Genomic DNA, 19,584 nt, shown 5'->3' with positions numbered 1-19,584 from the left:
CGGGGTCTGACCCCGTGGGGTCAGACCCCAGCCGTGGCTTGGGGTCAAAACTCTTCCCAATCCTTATCGTTGCCGACGGTTGCCGGTTTGCGGGTGGTGCTGCTGGCGCTGGACGTCGCCAGACGCACGGCCGGCTTTTTCGGGGCCGCTGGCGCCGGACGGGCTGGCGCAGAATGCACCGGCGTGGCGATCTTGCGCGCGCCCGGCGGCGGCGCCAGCGACTGACGCGCCCCACCGTCATCGAGCTTGAACGACGACGCCACGTCGGCCAGGCGCTCGGCCTGTTCCTGCATGCTGGCCGCCGCCGCAGCGGCTTCCTCGACCAGCGCGGCGTTTTGCTGCGTGACCTGGTCCATCTGCGTGATCGCGGTGTTGACTTGATCGATGCCGATGCTTTGCTCGCTGCTGGCCGAGGTGATCTCGCCCATGATGTCCGTGACACGCCGCACGCTGTCGACCACTTCGTTCATCGTGCTGCCGGCCTGCTGCACCAGCTTCGAGCCGATGTCGACCTGCTCGACCGAATTGCCGATCAATTCCTTGATCTCCTTGGCCGCCGCCGCCGAGCGCTGCGCCAGATTGCGCACCTCCGAGGCCACCACCGCGAAGCCGCGTCCCTGTTCGCCGGCGCGCGCCGCTTCCACCGCCGCGTTCAGCGCCAGGATATTGGTCTGGAAGGCGATGCCGTCGATGACGCTGATGATGTCGAAGATCTTGCGCGACGAGTCGTTGATCGTGCCCATGGTGTTGACCACCTGGCCGACGATCGAGCCGCCACGTTCTGCCACGTCGGAGGCGGCGTGCGCCAGCTGGTTGGCCTGTCGGGCGTTCTCGGCGTTCTGGCGTACGGTCGATGTCAGTTCCTCCATCGACGACGCGGTTTCCTCCAGCGAGCTGGCTTGTTCCTCGGTGCGCTGCGACAGGTCCATATTGCCGGCGGCGATTTCGTTGGACGCGGTGGCGATGGTCTTGGTGCCGACCTGCACCTGGCTGACGACGTTGCGCAGCGAGTCGTTCATGCCTTTCAGTGCCGTCATCAGCTCGCCGATTTCCGAGCGCGAGGTGGGGCCGTCGAAGCGCGTGGTCAGGTCGCCGTTGGCGACCGTCGCGGCGATGTCGATCGCCGACTTGAGCGGCGCGGTGATCGAGCGCGAGATGATCCACGCCGCCAGCGAGCCGATGGCGACCATCAGCACCGTCAGGATGAGCAGCAGCGTGTTGCTGCGGTCATTGGCGTCGTCGATCGCGTGCGCGGTATCGTCGATGGCCTTGCGCTGGTGGGCCAGCAGCTCGTTGACCTTGTTCTTGTACGCCTCGGCGGCCGGCAGGAACTTGTCGCGGTAGGCCGCTTCCGCGGCGGCGTCGTCGCCCGTTTTACGGATGTCGCCGACGTCGTTCTTGGCCTTCTGATAGGCGGCGCGCAGCGTGATGGTGGCATCGTACAGCTTGCGCTCCTCGTCGGTGGCCAGCAGTTCCTTGATCTTGCCGATCAGTTCGCTGCCGCGCTTGGTGCTGGCGGCGATGGTGTCGGCAAACACCACCGGCAAGGTGTCGTCCTTGCTGCGCGCGATCAGCTCGGTGCGGGCAACGGCGGAGTAGATCAGCACGTACCAGTCGGACACCAGGCGTTCCTTGGCCAGCGGCTGTTCCATCATCTGTCTGGTGGCGGCGGCATTGCTGCGGGCGTTGACCAGGCCGGCCGTGGTGGCGACGACCGCCAGCAGCAGGACGGTGGCGAAGGCGACGGCGAGGCGGGTTCCGATGCGCGTATGCGAGAGGAAATTCATGGTGGACTCCATTGACTATGTGCGTGCCAGAACGGCACGTGCCGCGGCGGCTTAGTTATGGTTGCAAGTATGCACCCGACATCGCGGGCGGTCATGCGGTCAATGAAGGTCGATGAATTATTGTTGCAAATATGAAACAATGTGTCTTGCTTAAAAAGACAATGTTGCCTTCAGGTCGGGTTTTTCGCACCAGCGGGCGAAGGCCTCGGCCATGCGTTCGCTTTCGGCGATGGCGCGCGTCCAGTCGCGGATGCGGCCGCCGTGGTTCTGGCCGTAGGCGGTGAAGTCCTTGCGGTCCGGCAGTTTGCCGTTCGGGAGCGCGGCGACGAAGGAGGCCGACGGCGAGACCAGGATCACGTTGTCCAGCGCGGGATCGGCGGCGCCGGCGCGGCGCCACGGCATCGACTTGTCCAGCCAGCCCGGCACGATGTAGTCGCTGAAGTGCGGGTAGAGCACCAGGCCGGGGTCGCGCTGGTAGGGCAGGTGCAGGTGGTAGTCGATCAAGCCGCCGTCCCAGTAGGCGCCGGCGGGCGCGCCGGCGATGGCGGTCACCGCCTCGAGCACCAGCGGGATCGAGCCGGAAGCCAGCAACGCGTCGCGCAGGTTCGCTTGCGACAGATCGACGAAGTGGCCGGCGAAGGCGTCGAACGGCTCGCGCAGCCAGTGCGCGTTGTCGTGGCGGTTGTGGAAGATCACGCGTTCCATCGCCCCGGCCAGGCGGTCGCGCGAAACGGCGTTGCCGGCGGCGGCCAGCAGGAAGCCGGCCAGCTCGCGCCAGCGCACGCCGTTGGCCCGGGCCAGCGATCCGGTGCCGCGCGCGGTCAGCACGCTGACGTGGTGGTGCGGATGCTCGACCGCCTCGGCGGCGCGGCCGTCGAGCAGTTCGTCGAGCAGCGCGCGGCAGGTCTGGCTGACATAGGAGGCGGTGACCTTGGCCGGATAGCGCTGGTGGGCGTACAGGTGGGCCAGGCGTTTGTGCGCGGCCACCGGGTCGTCGAAGGCGGAAGCGGCCATGCGCCACGCGCCGATCGAGGCGCCGACCAGCTTGCGCGGGCGCGGCGCGGTCTTGAGCCAGGAACCGAACAGCCACAGATCGAGGCCGTTGAGGATCAGGCCTTTGGGGCCGCCGGCGGCGGCCGGAATGATGGCGATGTCGGAGGGCAGGACGCCCTCAGCGGCGATGCGCTGGCGGGCACGCTGACCAAGGCGGATGTTAATTGGCGACGACATGCGGTGTATGCGTTAGGTGGGAGCGTTTTTAACCCGCACGGCGTGAACCGCATGGGGTCGTACCCATTGGGGTACGACCCCGGTGTGCCGGGGTCGGTGGTGTTATTTTATGCCTCCGCCCAGCGCGCGATACAGGTCGATCGCGCTGGTGGTGCGCAGCAGGCGTGCCTGCACCAGCGATTGCTGGGCGCTGAACAACTCGCGCTGCGCGTCCAGCACGTCGAGCGAACTGGCGACGCCGTTGTCGAAGCGCAGCTGCGACAGCTTCAAGCGGTCCGCCTGTGCGTCCTGCACCGCGCGCTGCGCCGCCACCTGTTCGCCCAGGTAGTCGCGCGCGGCCAGCGCGTCTGCCACTTCGCGGAAGGCGGTCTGGATGGTCTTCTCGTAGTCGGCCACCGCGATGTTCTTGCGCACTTCGCTCAAGGTCAGGTTGGCGCGGTTGCGGCCAGCGTCGAAGATCGGCAGCACCAGTTGCGGCGCGAACGACCAGTTGCCGGTGCCGCTGTCGAACAAGCCGCCCAGGGTGGGGCTGGTGCTGCCGATGGCCGCCGTCAGGCTGATGCGCGGGAAGAATGCCGCGCGGGCGGCGCCGATGTTGGCGTTGGCCGATTTGAGCCGCTGCTCGGCGGCGCGGATGTCCGGGCGGCGCGCCAGCAGGTCGGACGGCAAGCCGGCCGGCAAGGCGCTGAGCGCGTCGATCTGGGCGTCGGTCGGCATGGCGTTGGCGTTGGTGCCGGCAGCGCCGGCGGCCGACGGCTGGCCGACCAGCAAGGTCAGGGCGTTTTCGGCTTGCGCGCGCTGGCGCGCCAACGTCAGCGCGGCGGCACGCGCCGTCTCCATCAGTGTTTCGTTGGAGCGCAGGTCGAGGCGCGACGAGGCGCCCGCTTCGGCGCGCTGCTGCGTGAGCTTGTAGGTGCGCGCGCGCGCCTCGTAGGTCTGCTGCGCCAGCGCATACTGTTCGGCGTAGGCGCGCTCGGTGAAGTAGGCCTGCGCCACCTGCGCGACCAGGCTGATTTGCGCCGCCTGGCGTGCTTCGTCGGTGGCCAGGTAGGCCGCCAGCGCGGCGTCGTTCAGGCTTTTCACGCGGCCGAAGAAATCGAGCTCGAACGAGGAGATCGACAGGCCGGCGTCGACGCGGCGGCCGATCACGGTCTCGCCGGTTGGCGAGACCGTGGCCGGCGTCCTGGCGCGCGTGGCGCCGACGCTGGCGTTCAGGTTGGGCAGGCGGTCGGCCGACTGCACGTTGTACAGCGCGCGCGCTTCTTCGATGCGCAGGGCGGCGGTGCGCAGGTCGCGGTTGTTCTCCAGCGCCGCGGCGATCAACTGTTGCAGGCGCGGCTCGTTGAAGTACTCGCGCCAGCCGGTATCGACGGCGTCGCGCTGATTCGGGGCGGCGGCTGGCGCCGCGCCGGTCCTGGCGGCCTTGCCGGCGTCGTCGGCCGGGAAGGTAGCGGCCACCGGTGCGTCGGGACGCTGATAGGTCGGCGCCAGCGAGCAGGCCGACAGCAGTGCCGCGCCCACCAGGGCCGCCGCCAGCAGCGTGGTGCGCGGGGCGGCAGAGGATGCGCGGGCCGGGTTAGTCATAAGTCTCATGCTTTTTGTCGTCCATTTCGTGAGCGGCCAACTTGCGTTGGCGTTCGCTGCCCTTGAAGATTTTGCGGATCACCACGAAGAATACCGGCACCAGGAACACCGCCAGCACCGTCGCCGTGATCATGCCGCCCATGACGCCGGTGCCGATGGCGCGCTGGCTGGCCGAGCCGGCGCCGGTGGCGATCACCAGCGGCAGCACGCCGAGGATGAAGGCGAGCGAGGTCATGATGATGGGGCGGAAGCGCAGGTGCACCGCCTCCAGCGTCGCCTCGATCAGGCCCATGCCCTGCGCCTGGAGGTCCTTGGCGAATTCGATGATCAGGATCGCGTTCTTTGCCGACAGCCCGATAATCGCGATCAGGCCCACCTTGAAGTACACGTCGTTGGGCAGGTCGCGGATGTGGGCGCCGAGCAGCGCGCCCAGGATCCCCAGCGGCACCACCAGCAGCACCGCGACCGGAATCGATTCGCTTTCATAGAGCGCGGCCAGCACCAGGAAGGCCGCCAGCATCGACAGCGCGAACAGCGCCGGCGCCTGCGAGCCGGAGGTTTTCTCCTCCAGCGACTGGCCGGTCCATTCGATGCTGAAGCCGGGCGGCAGTTGCGTGGCCAGGCGTTCCAGTTCGGCCATCGCCTCGCCGGTGCTGCGGCCGGGCGCGGCGTCGCCGGTCAGCTTGATGGCTGGATAGCCGTTGTAGCGCACCAGCTGCACCGGGCCGTTGATCCAGCGCGTGGTGGCGAAAGCCGACAGCGGCACCATGCCGCCGGAGGCGCTGCGCACGTTCAGGCGCATCAGATCATCCGGTTGCAGCCGCTGCGGCGCGTCGGCCTGCACGATGACGCGCTGTTGTCGTCCGCTGCTGGTGAAGTCGTTGACGTAGCTCGAGCCCAGGCCCACCGACAGCAGGCTGTTGATGTCGGCGAAGGCCACGCCCAGCGCGTTGGCCTTGTCGCGGTCGACGTCGATCTGCAGCTGCGGCGCGTCTTCCAGTCCCTCGGGGCGCACGCCTTTGAGGACCTCGCTCTTGGCGGCGAGTCCCAACAGCTGGTTGCGGGCGTCGAGCAGGCCGGCGTGGCCGGCGCCGGCGCGGTCCTGCAGGCGCGCGGTGATGCCGGTGGCGTTGCCCAGCTCGCGGATCGGCGGAGGGCTGAGCGGGAAGACCACGGCGTCGGCGATGCCCGACAGCGCCTTCAACGCGCGCGCGGCGACCTTGTCGGCGGCGTCGTCCGGACCGCGTTCGTCCCAGTCCTTCAGCGGCACGAACACCAGGCCGACGTTCTGGCCGGCGCCGGAGAAGCTGAAGCCGGCCACCGCGATGGTGCGGGCCACGGCCGGCTGCTTGTGCAGGTAGTCTTCGACCTGGGCCAGCACGGCCTCGGTGCGGCTGCGCGAGGCGCCCGGCGGCAGCTGGACGTTGGCGATGATGTAGCCCTGGTCCTCGTTCGGCAGGAACGACGACGGCAGGCGCGCGTACAGCCAGCCGACCACGCCGCAGATCAGCAGGAACACGATCATGAAGCGGCCGGTGCGCGTGAGCATCTTGGCGATCATGCCCTGGTAACCGGTGGCGGTGACGGCGAACTTGCGGTTGAACCAGCCGAAGAAGCCTTTCTTCTCGATGTGGTGGCCCGCTTCGACCGGTTTCAAAATGGTGGTGCACAGCGCCGGCGTCAGCGTCAGCGCCATCAGCGCCGAGAACACCATCGCCGACACCATCGCCAGCGAGAACTGGCGGTAGATGGCGCCGACGGCGCCGCCGAAGAAGGCCATCGGGATGAACACGGCGATCAGCACCAGGGTGATGCCGACGATGGCGCCGGTGATCTGCGACATCGCCTTGCGGGTGGCGTCACGCGGCGACAGGCCTTCCTCGCTCATGATGCGCTCGACGTTTTCGACGACGACGATGGCGTCGTCGACCAGGATGCCGATCGCCAGCACCATGCCGAACATGGTGAGCACGTTGATCGAGAAGCCGGCCAGCTGCATGACGGCGAAGGTGCCCATCAGCGCGATTGGCACGACGATGGTCGGGATCAAGGTGTAGCGCAGGTTCTGCAGGAAGATGTACATGACGATGAACACCAGCAGCACCGCCTCGAACAAGGTTTTGACTACTTCCTCGATCGAGATCTTGACGAAGGTCGAGGTGTCGTACGGCACCGTGTACTTCAGGCCGGGCGGGAAGAACTTGGACAGCTCGTCCATCTTGGCGCGCACCAGGGTGGCGGTGGCCAGCGCGTTGCCGGTCAGCGACTGCTGCACGGCGACGGCGACGAACGGTTTGCCGTCGAGGCGGGCGCTGCGGCTGAAGTTGGCGCCGGCCATTTCGATGCGGGCCACGTCGCTCAGGCGCACGAAGGAGCCGTTGGTGTTGGCGCGCAGCACGATCTTGCCGAATTCCTCCGGCGACGTCATCTGGCCCTGCACCACGATGGGCGCGGCGTAGGCCTGCGATTCGGGCGACGGCAGGTCGCCCAGGGTGCCGGCGGTGACTTGGGCGTTCTGGGCGCGGATGGCGGCGGTGACCTCGGCCATTGTCAGGCGCAGGCCGAGCAGCTTGGCCGGATCGACCCAGATGCGCATGGCGCGCTCGGTGCCGAACAGCTGGGCCTGGCCCACACCCGGCAGGCGCTTGATTTCATTGACGACGTTGCGCGCCAGGTAGTCGCCGATGGCGGCCGTGTCCATCTTGCCGTCGGTCGACGAGGCGCCGACGAACATCAGGATGTTGCTGCGCGCCTTGTTGACGTTGACGCCCTGTTGCGTGACCGCCTGCGGCAGGCGCGACTCGACTCGCTTGATGCGGTTTTGCACGTCGACCGAGGCCAGGTCGGGGTTGGTGCCCGGCAGGAAGGTGACGGTGATCGACACCGCGCCGTTGCCGTCGCTGACCGACTCGACATATTGCAGGCCGTCGGCGCCGTTCATTTCCTGTTCGATCACGCTGGTGACGGCGTCGTCGAGGATCTGGGCGGTGGCGCCCGGATAATTGGCGTCGATGACGATCGACGGCGGCGCGATGGTCGGGTATTGCGCCACCGGCAGCAGCGAGATCGACAGCGCGCCGCCGATCAGGATGAACAACGCGATCACCCACGCGAAAACGGGGCGGTCGATGAAGAACTTTGCCATCTGGTCTCCCGATTATTTGGTGGCGGCGGCCGGGGCGGCTGCGGGAGCGGCGGCGGCAGGTGCGGCGCCGACCGGACCCTTCCAGGCTGCCGGCGTGACGGTGGCGCCGGGCTTGGCCTTCTGGAAGCCCTCGACGATCACGCGCTCGCCGCCCTTGAGGCCGGAGCTGATGACCCAGCTGCCGTTTTGCGCGGCGTCGGCCTTGACCGGCTGGGCGCTGACCTTGTTGTCGGCGCCGACGATGAGCACGGAGGCGCCGTCGGTGCCGCGCACCACGGCCTGTTGCGGCACGGTGATGGCGGCCTCGTTGACGCCTTGCTCGAGGCGCGCGCGCACGTACATGCCCGGCAGCAGGGTGCGGTTCGGATTCGGGAATTCGGCGCGCATCGACACCGAGCCGGTGGTCTGGTCGACCGAGACGTCGGCGAACAGCAGCCTGCCCGTTTGCGGATAGGTTTGGCCGTCCTCGGTCACCAGCGAGACGCGTGCTTCGTCCTTGCCGGCGCTCTTCAGCTTGCCGTCGGCCAGCGCCCGGCGCAGCTTGAGCAGCTCGGTCGACGATTGCGTGATGGTGACGTAGATCGGATCGAGCTGCTGCACGGTGGCCATCGGCGTCGCTTCGCCCTGGCCGACCAGCGCGCCCTCGGTCACCAGTGCGCGGCCGATGCGCCCGGAGATCGGCGCGGTGACGGTGGCGTAGCCCAGGGTCAGGCCGGCATTGGTGCGCGCGGCCTTGGCGGTGGCCAGGTCGGCGCGGGCCTGCTTCTGCGAGGTGATGGCGTCGTCGTATTCCTGCTGGCTGACGGCCTGCGCGGCCAGCAGCGGCGTGTAGCGTTTGACGCGCAGGTCGGCCTGGGCCAGGTTGGCCTCGGCGCGGCCGACGGCGGCCTGCGCGCTGTCGAACGAGGCCTGGAAGCTGGCCGGATCGATGCGGAACAGCACCTCGCCCGCCTTGACGTCGCCGCCCTCCTTGAACACCCGTTTCAGCACGATGCCGGCGGTGCGAGCGCGCACCTCGGCGATGCGCGAGGCCTCGGTGCGGCCCGGCAGTTCGCTGGTCAAGGTGATGCTGGCCGGCGCCACCGTGACGACCGCCACTGTCGGCGGCGGCGGGGCGGCGGGCGCGGCGTCTTTCTTGCCGCAGGCGCTCAGCCCTGCAGCGGCGAGAGTGAGGGTGGCGCAGGCGAATACGGTGGAACGAGGGACGGATCTCATTGGATGGTCTCTGAAAAGAATGGTGTTGGACGTATGCCAGCCGAAGCGGTTGCCGGCCGACGCTGCAACATTGTAATACAGTCAGTTATGTAACGTTTTGTAATTATCAATTTGTCTCAAGTTGCGCGAAATTGCCGCATTTTGGTGCAAGATGGCCGTGCGCCGGTAGCCGGATGTTAACCAACGGTTTCCGGGACGTGCCCTGAAAGACAAAGGGCGGGAGGACGGCCGCCGCCGTGCTCCCGCCCCTTCCGGTGCGACCCGGCCGTCACGCCGGGGTCAGCGCATGCCGGAGATGATTTGTTTCAGCTTGCCCGAATCGGCGCAGAAGGCGCGGATGCCTTCGGCCAGCTTCTCGGACGCCATCTGGTCCTCGTTGAGCTGGAAGCGGAAGGTCTTCTCGTCCTGCGTCAGTTTGATGATGCCCGAGGCCGGCACTTTGTCGGCGCTGAGCTTGCGCTCGACCGGGGCGTCGGTGTCGGCCAGCTTTTGCAGCAGCTCCGGGCTGATGGTCAGCAGGTCGCAGCCGGCCAGTTCCAGGATCTGGCCGGTGTTGCGGAAGCTCGCGCCCATGACCTCGGTCTTGTAGCCGAACTTGCGGTAGTAGTTATAGATGCGCTTGACCGACTGCACGCCCGGGTCTTCGGCGCCGGTGTAGTCGAGGCCGGTGGATTTCTTGTACCAGTCGTAGATGCGGCCGACGAACGGCGAGATCAGCTGGGCGCCGGCGTCGGCGCAGGCGATCGCCTGGCCCAGCGAGAACAGCAACGTCATGTTGCAGCGGATGCCTTCCTTTTCCAGGATCTCGGCGGCGCGGATGCCCTCCCAGGTGGCGGCCATCTTGATGAGCACGCGTTCGCGCTCGATGCCGGCCGCCTCGTACAGCTTGATCAGGTCGCGGCCCTTGGCCACCGAGCCGTCGACGTCGAACGACAGGCGGGCGTCGATCTCGGTCGACACGCGGCCCGGAATGATGCGCAGGATCTGCTTGCCGAAGGCCACCAGCAGGTGGTCGATGGTGTCCGGGATCGAGCGGTCGAGGTTGTCGCGCACGGCTTTTTCCAGCAGCGGCTTGTATTCGTCCTTTTGCACCGCCTTGAGGATCAGCGACGGGTTGGTGGTGGCGTCGCGCGGGGTGTAGGCCTGGATCGACTGGAAATCGCCGGTGTCGGCGACCACGGTGGTGAATTGCTTGAGCTGTTCGAGTTGGTTCATGTGCGCTGCCAATCAGAGGTAAGGGGATTGCGTTGTCTTATTGTACTCAAGGCAGCGCCCGAGAGAAAGCAAGCGTGCGCGATAGTGGTTATATCAAGACGCCGCGCGGGCGGCGATCAGGCGGGCGATTTCGTCAAGCAGCACTTCGAAGCGGATCGGCTTGCGGAAGAAGGTGTCGTAGGGGACCACTTCGTCCTTGCGCGGGATGCCGGCGCTGGCCAGGATGAAGGGGATGGCGGCCAACGCGGGGTCGGCGCGCCATTGCAGGCACAGTTGGGCGCCGTCCATCACCGGCATCATGTAGTCGGAGACGACGATGTCCGGGCGTTCGCGCGCGGCCAGCTCCAGCGCCTCGGCGCCGTTGCCTGCGGTGCGCACGCGGTAGCCGCGGTATTCGAACAGCATCGTGTACGCCGACAAGACGTCGAACTCGTCGTCGACCACCAGGATGATTTTTCCATCCGGGTTGGCGTCCATGATTGCCGGGGAGTCGCTCATGTCATCTCGCTATAGCGTCTGCGGCGGCACGACGGGGCCGAACACGGCGCCCTCGATCGTCATGCCTTCGTCGGTGATGAGCAGGATGTGGTTGGCCGCGTCGTAGCTGTTCTCGCGCAGCTTGAGCACGCCGATCTGGCGGCGGTTAATGCCGCGCACGTCGACATAACGCAACAGGATGATGTTTTCGAACAACATCGAGGCCGACACTTCGCTGTGCGCCGGCCCGTTGCCGAAGTACGGCAGCTCTTGCGTGAAGAAGCTGGTGACGTTGCGGCAGCGCAGCTCGTTGACCAGCGCGGCCAGGAAGGAGCGCGAGCGGCCCTCGTGGATGACGATCTCGCGCAGGCCGTCGAGGCCGTCCATCAGCAGGCGCGTGACGCCGCGCCGCTCGACATTGCGCAGCATGTCCTGGGCCATGGCGTCGACCAGCACCTCGAGCGGCGGGTGCCAGATGATCTCCAGCGCCCCGCTTTTATAGTAGGGTGTCATGTCCATGCCGACGCTGGCCGACTTTTCCAGCAGCCGCAGCGGCGACTCGTAAAAGCCGGCGATCAGGCAATTTTCCCCGCGTTGCAGGCCCTCGTAGATGAAATGCAGGCCCATCAGGGTCTTGCCGACGCCGGGGTTGCCCAGCAGCGCCGTGGTCGAGCCGCGCGCCACGCCGCCGTTGGTCAGCTTGTCCCAGCCGGCGATGCCGAAGCCGAGGCGCTGGCGCGACACGGCCGGGGTGGCGCCGGAGACGGTGCTGACGGCCTCCAGGCGCGGGTAGATGGCGACGCCGTCGACGCCGACCTCGAACACGTGGCGGCCCAGCAGGTGCTTGCTGCCGCGCAACTTAAACACCTTGATTTCGCGGATCAGCTGCAAGCCCTGCTCATACTGGCTCAGTTCGATCAAGCCGTCGACCAGGGTGTTTTCCGAATCGGCCACGTTGCCCTCTGTGGGCGAGAGCAGGAAGGTGGTGCACTGCATGGTCGCCACCAGCGAATTGAGCGAGAGCATGAACTCCGACAGCGCCACGTCCGACGGCTTGGCCTCGCGCACGGTGCGGAAGCCGTCGATGATCATGATGTCGGGGCGCTGGTCGGCCAGCGTGGCGGCGATCGATTTGAGCAGCTCGCGCAAACCGCCTTTGAGCAGTTCGTTGTAGGCGCCGAGGAAGATGATGCGCTCGCCGACCAGCTTTTCGTCAAAGAAGGAAAAGCTGCTCAGGTGGTTGAGCATCTTGCCGTGGGTTTCGGCGATCAAGGTCAGGATCAGCACCTTTTTGCCCTGGTGGGCGTGCTGGAAGCCGATCTGGCAGGCCAGAGTGGTCTTGCCGCTGCCGGCTAGCCCCTGGATCAGATACAGGCTGTGGGCCGGAAAGCCGCCGCCGAGGATCTGGTCGAAACCGGACACGCCCGTCTGCAGCAGCGGCATGCGCACTGCGGGTTGGGCGGTATGGGAGGTAAAGGTAGTCATGTCCACTCTCGGGGGCTCGTCGGCCACGAACGTACTGCGTGTGCAAAAAAGCAATATTGCGTCTGCGTAAAAACAGACACACTGTAGCACAGCAAGAATTATAGGAGGCCTCGCGCGAAGCCCACGTACGCCAGCACACCCACGGGAGCAGGTAGTGGTTTTTTTGTAAGCCGAGAGCTTAGCCGATGAAGGAGTCGAATTGCAAGTCGAACTCTTGCAGCGCCTTTTGGGCGTTCTGCATTTTCTTGCGGAATTCCGGGCCGCGCTGCAGCGCCAGGCCGACGGCCAGCACGTCGATGACGACCAGGTAGGCCAGGCGCGCCGAGATCGGCGTGTAGGGGTCGATGTTGAAGATCAGGTCGATCGGGATGAGCACCGTGGCCAGGTCGGCCAGCGGCGTGCCCGACGGCGCCAGCACGATGACCTCGGCGCCGCCACGGCGGGCCAGCTTGATCGAACGCACCAGCGACGGGCTGTTGCCGCGCTGGGAAATGGCGACCACGGCGTCGCCGGTGCGCAGCAGGGCGGCGGCGATGCTGTGGATGTGCGGGTCGGCGTAGGCCACCGTCGGCACGCCGGAGCGGAAAAACTTGTGCTGGGCGTCGGCGGCGACGATGCCGGACGTGCCCTGGCCGTAGAATTCGATCTTGTTGGCCTTGGCCAGGATGTCGAGCGCCTTCTGGATGGCGTCCGGGTCGAGGTTGTTGCGCAGGTCGAGCAGGGTGTTGATCGAGCGGCTGCAAATCTTGTTGACCAGGTCGGCCGCGAGGTCGTCCTGGGTCGGTTGCTCGTTGAGGCCCGGCAGGGCCAGCGCCAGCCCCTGCGCCAGCTTCAGCTTGAACTCGTGCCAGCCGTCGTACCCCAGGGTGCGGCAAAAGCGCACCACGGTCGGCTCGGACACTTGCGCGCTCTTGGCGAGCGCGGTGATGTTCTGGCTAACCGTCTGGCCGGGGTGGTCAAGCACCGCCAGCGCGACTTTGCGCTCCGATTTGGAGAGCGAGTCGAGCTGGGTGCGGATGGAGTCGAGCAGCATCGGAGCGGTCGGGCTGTCAGTCTTCCGGCAGCGCTTCTTCGCGCCACTGCAGGCCGTCGCGGCCGATCAGCGCGGAGGCGGCGGCCGGACCCCAGGTGCCGGAGGCGTACGGGATCGGGTAGCTGTCGTCGGATTCCCAGTTGTTGAGGATCGGCTCGACCCATTCCCACGCCGCTTCCAGCTCGTCGCCGCGCATGAACAGCGTCAGCTGGCCGCGCAGCACGTCCAGCAGCAGGCGCTCGTAGGCGTCCATGCGGGGCGACTTGAACGATTCGCGGAAGTCCAGTTCCAGCTCGGCTTGCTTCAGGCGCATGCCGTCGCCGGGCGTCTTGGCCATCAGATTCATGCGCAGGCCCTCGTCGGGCTGCAGGCGGATCACCAGGGAGTTCGGCTGGAAGCTGTTGGTCGGCTGGGCGAAGATCGAGTGCGGGATCTGCTTGAAGCGCACGACGATCTCGGCCAGGCCGTCGGCCATGCGCTTGCCGGTGCGCAGGTAGAACGGCACGCCGGCCCAGCGCCAGGTGTCGATCTCCGCCTTCATGGCAACAAAAGTCTCGGTGCGCGAGTGTTCCGGCGCGTCCGGCTCGTCGCGGTAGCTCGGCACGGCCTTGCCGTCGACGTGGCCGGCGCGGTACTGGCCGCGCACGATATTTTGCGCCAAGGTGGTCGGCGTGAATTTTTTAAGCGAGCGCAGCACTTGCAGCTTGGCGTCGCGCACGGCGTCAGGGGCGATCGAGGTCGGCGGCTCCATGGCGACGATGCACAACAGTTGCAGCAGGTGGTTTTGCAGCATGTCGCGCAGCGCGCCGGAGGTGTCGTAGTAGCCCATGCGGTTGCCGACGCCGAGCTTTTCGGCGATGGTGATCTGGACGTCGGAGATCCATTCGCGGCGCCACAGCGGCTCGAACAGGATGTTGCCGAAGCGCAGGGCCAGCAGGTTCTGCACGGTTTCCTTGCCCAGGTAGTGGTCGATCCGGTAGATCTGCGATTCCTCGAACACTTTGCCGACTTCGGCGTTGATCTGCTTGGCCGAGGCGAGGTCGCGCCCGAGCGGCTTTTCCAGCACCACGCGCGAGTTCTTGGTGACCAGGCCGTTCTCTTTGAGGTTGTCGCAGATCTGCGAGAAGATCGCCGGCGGCGTGGCCAGGTAGTAGACGCGGGTGATGGCGTCGTCCTTGCGCAGCGCCTCGACCAGGTTCTTGTAGCTGGCGCTGTCGGTGGCGTTGAGCGACACGTAGACGATGCGCGCGGTGAAGCGGCTCCAGGCGGCCGGGGTGATGGCCGGCGACTTGACGTGGGGCTTGGAGGTGGTTTCGACCGTGTGCAGGAAGTCTTCCTGGCTGGCGTCCGCGCGGCCGACGCAGATGATGCGCGCGGTCGGGGGCAGGTCGTTGGCCACATCGCGGGCGTACATCGCCGGCAGCAATTTGCGCATCGCCAGATCGCCGCTGCCGCCGAACAGAACCAGATCAAAATCGGTAAGAGCCATAATAGAGAGTCGTCGCAAGAGTAAGTAGTGCCTGAAAGGGAAGTCGCTGCACAGCGGCGCCACCGGTTTGACACTATACCCGGAGGCGATTTTTCGTTGTGTAAATTTACTACGGCAAGCAGTGAAATGCAAGTAATTTTACTACATTTTGCTGCCGTTTTCGGTCGCTTTAAATGGCGATTAGTTACGATATAGTGGATTCACGCGGCCGGCGACGTCGACCTTGATTGCCAGCAGCTTGCCGCTGAGCGGGTACTGCGCCAGCTCGGCGGCCGGGCGTTCGCCGGCGCTGGTGACATATAAGGTGCGCAAATCGGCGCCGCCGAAGGCCAGCATCGTCGGGCAGCGCAGCGGCAGCTTGATGTCGTCGAGCAGTTCGCCGTCCGGCGACAGCTTGACCAGCCGGCCGCCTTCGAACAGCGCGCACCAGTAGTTGCCGTCGCTATCGACCGCTGCGCCGTCGGGCCGGCCGCCGTAATTATTGGCCTTGTCGGCCGAGAACTGCATCAGCGGCCGCTGGTTCTCCACCGTGCCGGCGTCGACGTCGAAGTCGAAGCGCCGCACCAGGTGCGCCGTGGTGTCGGCGTGGTACATGGCTTTGCCATCGAGGCTGAAAGCGAGGCCGTTCGAGTTGGTCATGCCGCCCGACCAGGCCTTGCGGATCTCGCCTTGCTCCAGCACGAACATCTCGGCGGCCGGACGGTCGCGCGGCTCGTAGATGGTGCCGACCCAGAAGCGCCCGGCCGGATCGACCCGGCCGTCGTTGAAGCGGGCCAGCGAGGTGTCATACGGCGCCGGCGCGATCTCGGTGATGCGCACCTCGTCGCTGCCGGTATCGAGGTGATAAAAGCCGCTGCGCATGGCGACGATCAAACCGCCGTTGTCGCTGACCGCCAGGCTGGCCGGCTCGCTCGAGAGCCGCCACGCGCGGTGCCCGCCGCTGGCCGGGTCGAGCCGGTGCACGGTGAAGTCGGGGATGTCGACCCAGTACAGCGCCTGTTCCCCCTCGTGCCACAGCGGGCATTCGCCGGTTTGCATGACGGCGTCGTAAGCCACTTCGATGTGCGGTGCGCTCATGGTCATCCCTGGATTAAATGTGCTGGGCGGCTTTGGCCATGACGATCAGGCCATTGGTCGAGCTGTCGTGGCGGTCCGGCTGGACTTCGCCCGTCAGTTCGGCGTGGATGTTCTTGGCCAGCACTTTGCCCAGCTCCACACCCCACTGGTCGAAGCTGTTGACGTCCCACAGCACGCCCTGGACGAAGGTTTTATGTTCGTACAGCGCGATCAGCGCGCCCAGGGTGGTTGGCGTCAGCTGGTCCATCAGGATGGTGTTGGACGGGCGGTTGCCGGGGAAGGTCTTGTGCGGCACCAGCGCTTCGATTTCCTCGGCGCCCAGTTTTTGCGCGGTCAGGTCGGCGCGTACTTCGTCGGCGGTTTTGCCGGTCATGAACGCTTCCGACTGGGCGAAGCAGTTGGCCAGCAGCGAGTCGTGGTGGCCCGGCAGGTCGTGCGTGGCGCGCAAGGTGGCGATGAAGTCGATGGGCGTGACGTCGGTGCCCTGGTGCAGCAGCTGGAAGTAGGCGTGCTGCGCGTTGGTGCCGCACTCGCCCCAAACCACCGGGCAGGTCGGCGTATCGACTTCGGCGCCGTCGCGGGTGACGCGCTTGCCGTTGCTTTCCATGTCGAGCTGCTGCAGGTAGGCCGGGAAGCGGTTCAGATCCTGGTGGTAGGGCGCGATCGACAGCGAGCCGGCGCCGAGGAACTGGCGGTTCCAGAAGCCGACCATGGCCAGCAGCACGGGCATGTTTTGCGCCAGCGGGGCGGTGCGGAAGTGCTCATCCATGGCGTGGGCGCCGGCCAGGAAGTCGCTGAAGTAACCGTAGCCGACCGCCAGCGCGACGGCCAGGCCGATCGCCGACCAGACCGAATAACGGCCGCCGACCCAGTCCCAGAACGGGAACATGTTGGCAGGGTCGATGCCGAAGGCCTTGACCGCCTCGGTATTGGTGGAGACGGCGACGAAGTGGCGCGCCAGGTCCTCCTCCTTGGCCGTTTTGAGGAACCAGGTGCGGGCGGTGCCGGCATTGAGCATGGTCTCGGCCGTGACGAAGGTCTTGGAGGCGATGATGAACAAGGTGGTCTCGGGGTCGACCAGGGCCAGCGCGGCGTCCATGTCGTGGCCGTCGACGTTGGAGACGAAGTGCATCTTCAGGCGCGGATGGGCGTAAGAGCGCAGCGCCAGCACGGCCATTTTCGGGCCCAGGTCCGAGCCGCCGATGCCGATGTTGACGACGTCGGTGATCGGCTTGCCGGTGTGGCCGAGCCAGGCGCCGGAGCGGACCTGGTCGGTGAATTCCTTGACGTGGTCAAGCACGGCGTGGACGTCGGCGCCAATATCCTGGCCGTCGACCGTTAAACTCTTCCCGCGCGGCAATCTCAATGCGGTATGCAGCACGGCGCGATGTTCTGTAATATTGATCTTCTCGCCATTGAACATGGCGTCGCGTTTCGCTTCGACGCTCCGCTCGCGTGCCAGGTCCAGCAATAAATCGATGGTGGTGCTGGTCAGGCGGTTCTTGGAATAGTCGAGAAACAGGCCGGCCGCGTCGACCGTCAAGGTCGGGAATCGCTTGGCGTCGTGCGCGAACAGTTGGCGCAATTGCCAGTGTTTGGCGTCGGTGGCGTGCGATTCGAGGGCTTTGAAGCTGGCGAGGGAGGTCAGGGCGGGCTGGCGCATAATAGTCGGGCGTCTTCGTCTGATGGGTAGGAGGGGATGGCCTGAATAATACAGGAAAACCCGGTAAATTCACTACGACACTGTTGAAAGAATAGAATTTTTATCGCTCTGGAGGTAGTTTTTCCTGCATGCCAGGATGCTTTTCCGGTGCCGGCCAGTCGCCAGCGTTTGCCAGCGTGTGTGTGCTTAAACACGAGAAAAAACAGTCGGTTTTGAGATTTTGTAGTAAAATTTCACGGAATTCATTCATAAGGAACAATCATGGCGTTGCATCCGGTCTTGGAAACTGTCACCGCTCGCATCATCGAGCGTAGCAAACCTTCGCGCGGCGCGTATCTGGCGCACCTGGAGGCGGCGCGCGTGAAAGGCGTGCAACGCAGCACCCTGGCGTGCACGAACCTGGCGCACGGCTTCGCCGCCTTCCCGGCCAACGACAAGCTGTCGCTGAAGGAATTGAAAAAGCCATCGGTGGCGATCGTCTCGGCCTACAACGACATGCTGTCGGCGCACCAGCCGTTCGAAGGCTTCCCGGCGCTGATCAAGGACGCCGTGCGCGAAGTGGGCGCGGTGGCGCAATTCGCCGGCGGCACGCCCGCCATGTGCGACGGCGTCACGCAGGGCCAGCCGGGCATGGAACTGTCGCTGTTTTCGCGCGACGCCATTGCCATGGCGACCGCCATCGCGTTGTCGCACAATATGTTCGACTCGGCCGTCTACCTGGGCGTGTGCGACAAGATCGTGCCGGGCCTGCTGATCGGCGCGCTGCACTTCGGCCACCTGCCGGCCGTGTTCGTGCCGGCCGGCCCGATGACGACCGGCCTGTCGAACTCCGAGAAAGCCAAGATCCGCCAGCTGTACGCGCAGGGCAAAGTCGGCCGCGCCGAGCTGCTCGAAGGCGAATCGCAGTCCTACCACGGCGCCGGCACCTGTACCTTCTACGGCACCGCCAACAGCAACCAGATGCTGATGGAAGTCATGGGCCTGCACCTGCCTGGCGCCGCCTTCATCACGCCGAACACGCCGCTGCGCGACGAACTGACCAAGGCCGCCGCCCGCCGCGCGGCCGTCATCACGGCGCAATCGAGCGAGTACCTGCCGGTCGGCCACGTGGTCGACGAGAAGTCCATCGTCAACGCCATCGTCGCGCTGCTGACCACCGGCGGCTCGACCAACCACACCTTGCACCTGGTGGCCATCGCCAAGGCGGCCGGTATCGTCATCGACTGGGATGACTTCGACGAGCTGTCGAAAGTGGTGCCGCTGCTGACGCGCATCTACCCGAACGGCAACGCCGACGTGAACCACTTCCACGCCGCCGGCGGCACCGGCTTCGTCATCCGCGAGCTGCTCAACGGCGGCCTGCTGCACGACGACGTCACCACCATCCTGGGCAAGGGCCTGCGCGCGCATTGCACCGAACCGTTCCTGGGCGAAGCCGGCCAGGGCGTGGTCTGGCGCGACGCGCCGGCCGAATCGGGCGACGAAGCGGTGCTGCGCAAAATCACCGCGCCGTTCTCGCCGGACGGCGGCACGGTGCTGGTCAAGGGTAACCTGGGCCGCGCGGTGATGAAGGTGTCGGCCGTCAAGCCGGAACACCAGACGGTGGAAGCGCCGGCGCTGGTGTTCAATTCGCAGGAAGATTTCATGGAAGCCTACAAGGCCGGCCAGCTCGATCGCGACTTCGTCGCGGTGCTGCGCTTCCAGGGCCCGCGCGCCAACGGCATGCCGGAACTGCACGCGCTGACGCCGGCGCTGGCCAACCTGCAGGACGCCGGCCGCCATGTGGCGCTGGTGACCGACGGCCGCATGTCGGGCGCTTCCGGCAAGGTGCCGGCGGCGATCCACGTCTCGCCGGAGATTTTGGCCGGTGGCCCGCTGGGCCGCGTGCGCGACGGCGACATCATCCGCGTCTGCGCCAAGAACGGCACCCTGGAGGCGCTGGTGGAGCCGGGCGTCTGGGCCGCGCGCGAACAAGCCACTGCCGACCTGACGCCGAACGGCGTTGGCATGGGCCGCGAGTTGTTCGCCATGTTCCGCAACAGCGTGTGCGAAGCGGAGAAGGGCGCGACCACGTTCCCGCTGCCGTCGCCGATTCCGACGATCGTCGGCCTGCATGACAAAGACCCGGTCGGTAATACCGTGCCGGGTTCCGATGAAGATTTCTCGATGAAGAAAGAAGCGTAA

Annotated in this window: 13 protein-coding genes; 1 reads left to right on the top strand and 12 read right to left on the bottom strand. The window is 66.2% G+C overall.

All coding sequences use genetic code 11. From position 1 onward, the window contains the following. Positions 1-44: 44 nt before the first annotated feature. The 12 genes from AC0IYS_RS24035 to pgi form a co-directional block, all read right to left on the bottom strand. Positions 45-1,787, bottom strand: coding sequence for a methyl-accepting chemotaxis protein (locus AC0IYS_RS24035; protein ID WP_471707536.1), 1,743 nt, complete (start codon positions 1,785-1,787; stop codon positions 45-47). A 150-nt stretch (positions 1,788-1,937) separates the two neighbouring features. After that, positions 1,938-3,017 (bottom strand): patatin-like phospholipase family protein, encoded by a 1,080-nt coding sequence (locus AC0IYS_RS24030; protein WP_471707535.1) that lies wholly within the window; start codon positions 3,015-3,017, stop codon positions 1,938-1,940. A gap of 102 nt (positions 3,018-3,119) precedes the next feature. Then, positions 3,120-4,601 carry an efflux transporter outer membrane subunit gene (locus AC0IYS_RS24025; protein WP_471708929.1) on the bottom strand — a complete coding sequence of 494 codons (1,482 nt, stop codon included), beginning with the start codon at positions 4,599-4,601 and terminating at the stop codon, positions 3,120-3,122. Next, positions 4,594-7,746 (bottom strand): efflux RND transporter permease subunit, encoded by a 3,153-nt coding sequence (locus AC0IYS_RS24020; protein WP_471707534.1) that lies wholly within the window; start codon positions 7,744-7,746, stop codon positions 4,594-4,596. The genes AC0IYS_RS24025 and AC0IYS_RS24020 overlap by 8 nt, the downstream gene beginning before the upstream one ends. A 12-nt stretch (positions 7,747-7,758) precedes the next feature. Further along, a complete protein-coding gene (locus AC0IYS_RS24015; RefSeq protein WP_471707533.1) occupies positions 7,759-8,961 on the bottom strand; it encodes an efflux RND transporter periplasmic adaptor subunit in 1,203 nt (400 codons plus the stop codon). Positions 8,962-9,240: 279 nt separating this feature from the next. Continuing rightward, a complete protein-coding gene (gene tal, locus AC0IYS_RS24010; protein WP_471707532.1) occupies positions 9,241-10,176 on the bottom strand; it encodes a transaldolase in 936 nt (311 codons plus the stop codon). Positions 10,177-10,269: 93 nt separating this feature from the next. Continuing rightward, positions 10,270-10,674 carry a response regulator gene (locus AC0IYS_RS24005; protein WP_471707531.1) on the bottom strand — a complete coding sequence of 135 codons (405 nt, stop codon included), beginning with the start codon at positions 10,672-10,674 and terminating at the stop codon, positions 10,270-10,272. Positions 10,675-10,683: 9 nt separating this feature from the next. Continuing rightward, on the bottom strand, positions 10,684-12,138 hold the full coding sequence (locus AC0IYS_RS24000) for an ATPase domain-containing protein (RefSeq protein ID WP_471707530.1): 1,455 nt from the start codon (positions 12,136-12,138) through the stop codon (positions 10,684-10,686). Positions 12,139-12,316: 178 nt separating this feature from the next. Then, positions 12,317-13,171, bottom strand: coding sequence for an SIS domain-containing protein (locus AC0IYS_RS23995; RefSeq protein ID WP_471707529.1), 855 nt, complete (start codon positions 13,169-13,171; stop codon positions 12,317-12,319). A gap of 16 nt (positions 13,172-13,187) precedes the next feature. Then, a complete protein-coding gene (zwf, locus tag AC0IYS_RS23990; protein WP_471707528.1) occupies positions 13,188-14,660 on the bottom strand; it encodes a glucose-6-phosphate dehydrogenase in 1,473 nt (490 codons plus the stop codon). A gap of 180 nt (positions 14,661-14,840) precedes the next feature. Beyond that, on the bottom strand, positions 14,841-15,737 hold the full coding sequence (locus tag AC0IYS_RS23985; RefSeq protein ID WP_471707527.1) for an SMP-30/gluconolactonase/LRE family protein: 897 nt from the start codon (positions 15,735-15,737) through the stop codon (positions 14,841-14,843). Between the two features lie 13 nt (positions 15,738-15,750). After that, positions 15,751-17,400: a glucose-6-phosphate isomerase gene (gene pgi / locus AC0IYS_RS23980; protein ID WP_471707526.1), complete on the bottom strand. Its 1,650-nt coding sequence runs from the start codon at positions 17,398-17,400 to the stop codon at positions 15,751-15,753. Between the two features lie 261 nt (positions 17,401-17,661). Here pgi and edd point away from each other — a divergent pair, with 261 nt between their 5' ends. After that, entirely contained in the window at positions 17,662-19,584 is a 1,923-nt protein-coding gene (gene edd, locus AC0IYS_RS23975; protein ID WP_471707525.1) for a phosphogluconate dehydratase, read from the top strand.

The sequence above is a fragment of the Duganella sp. AC237 genome, from assembly GCF_979254035.1.
Note: the sequence above shows the minus strand (reverse complement) of the source record. Positions and strands in the feature narration are given on the sequence as shown.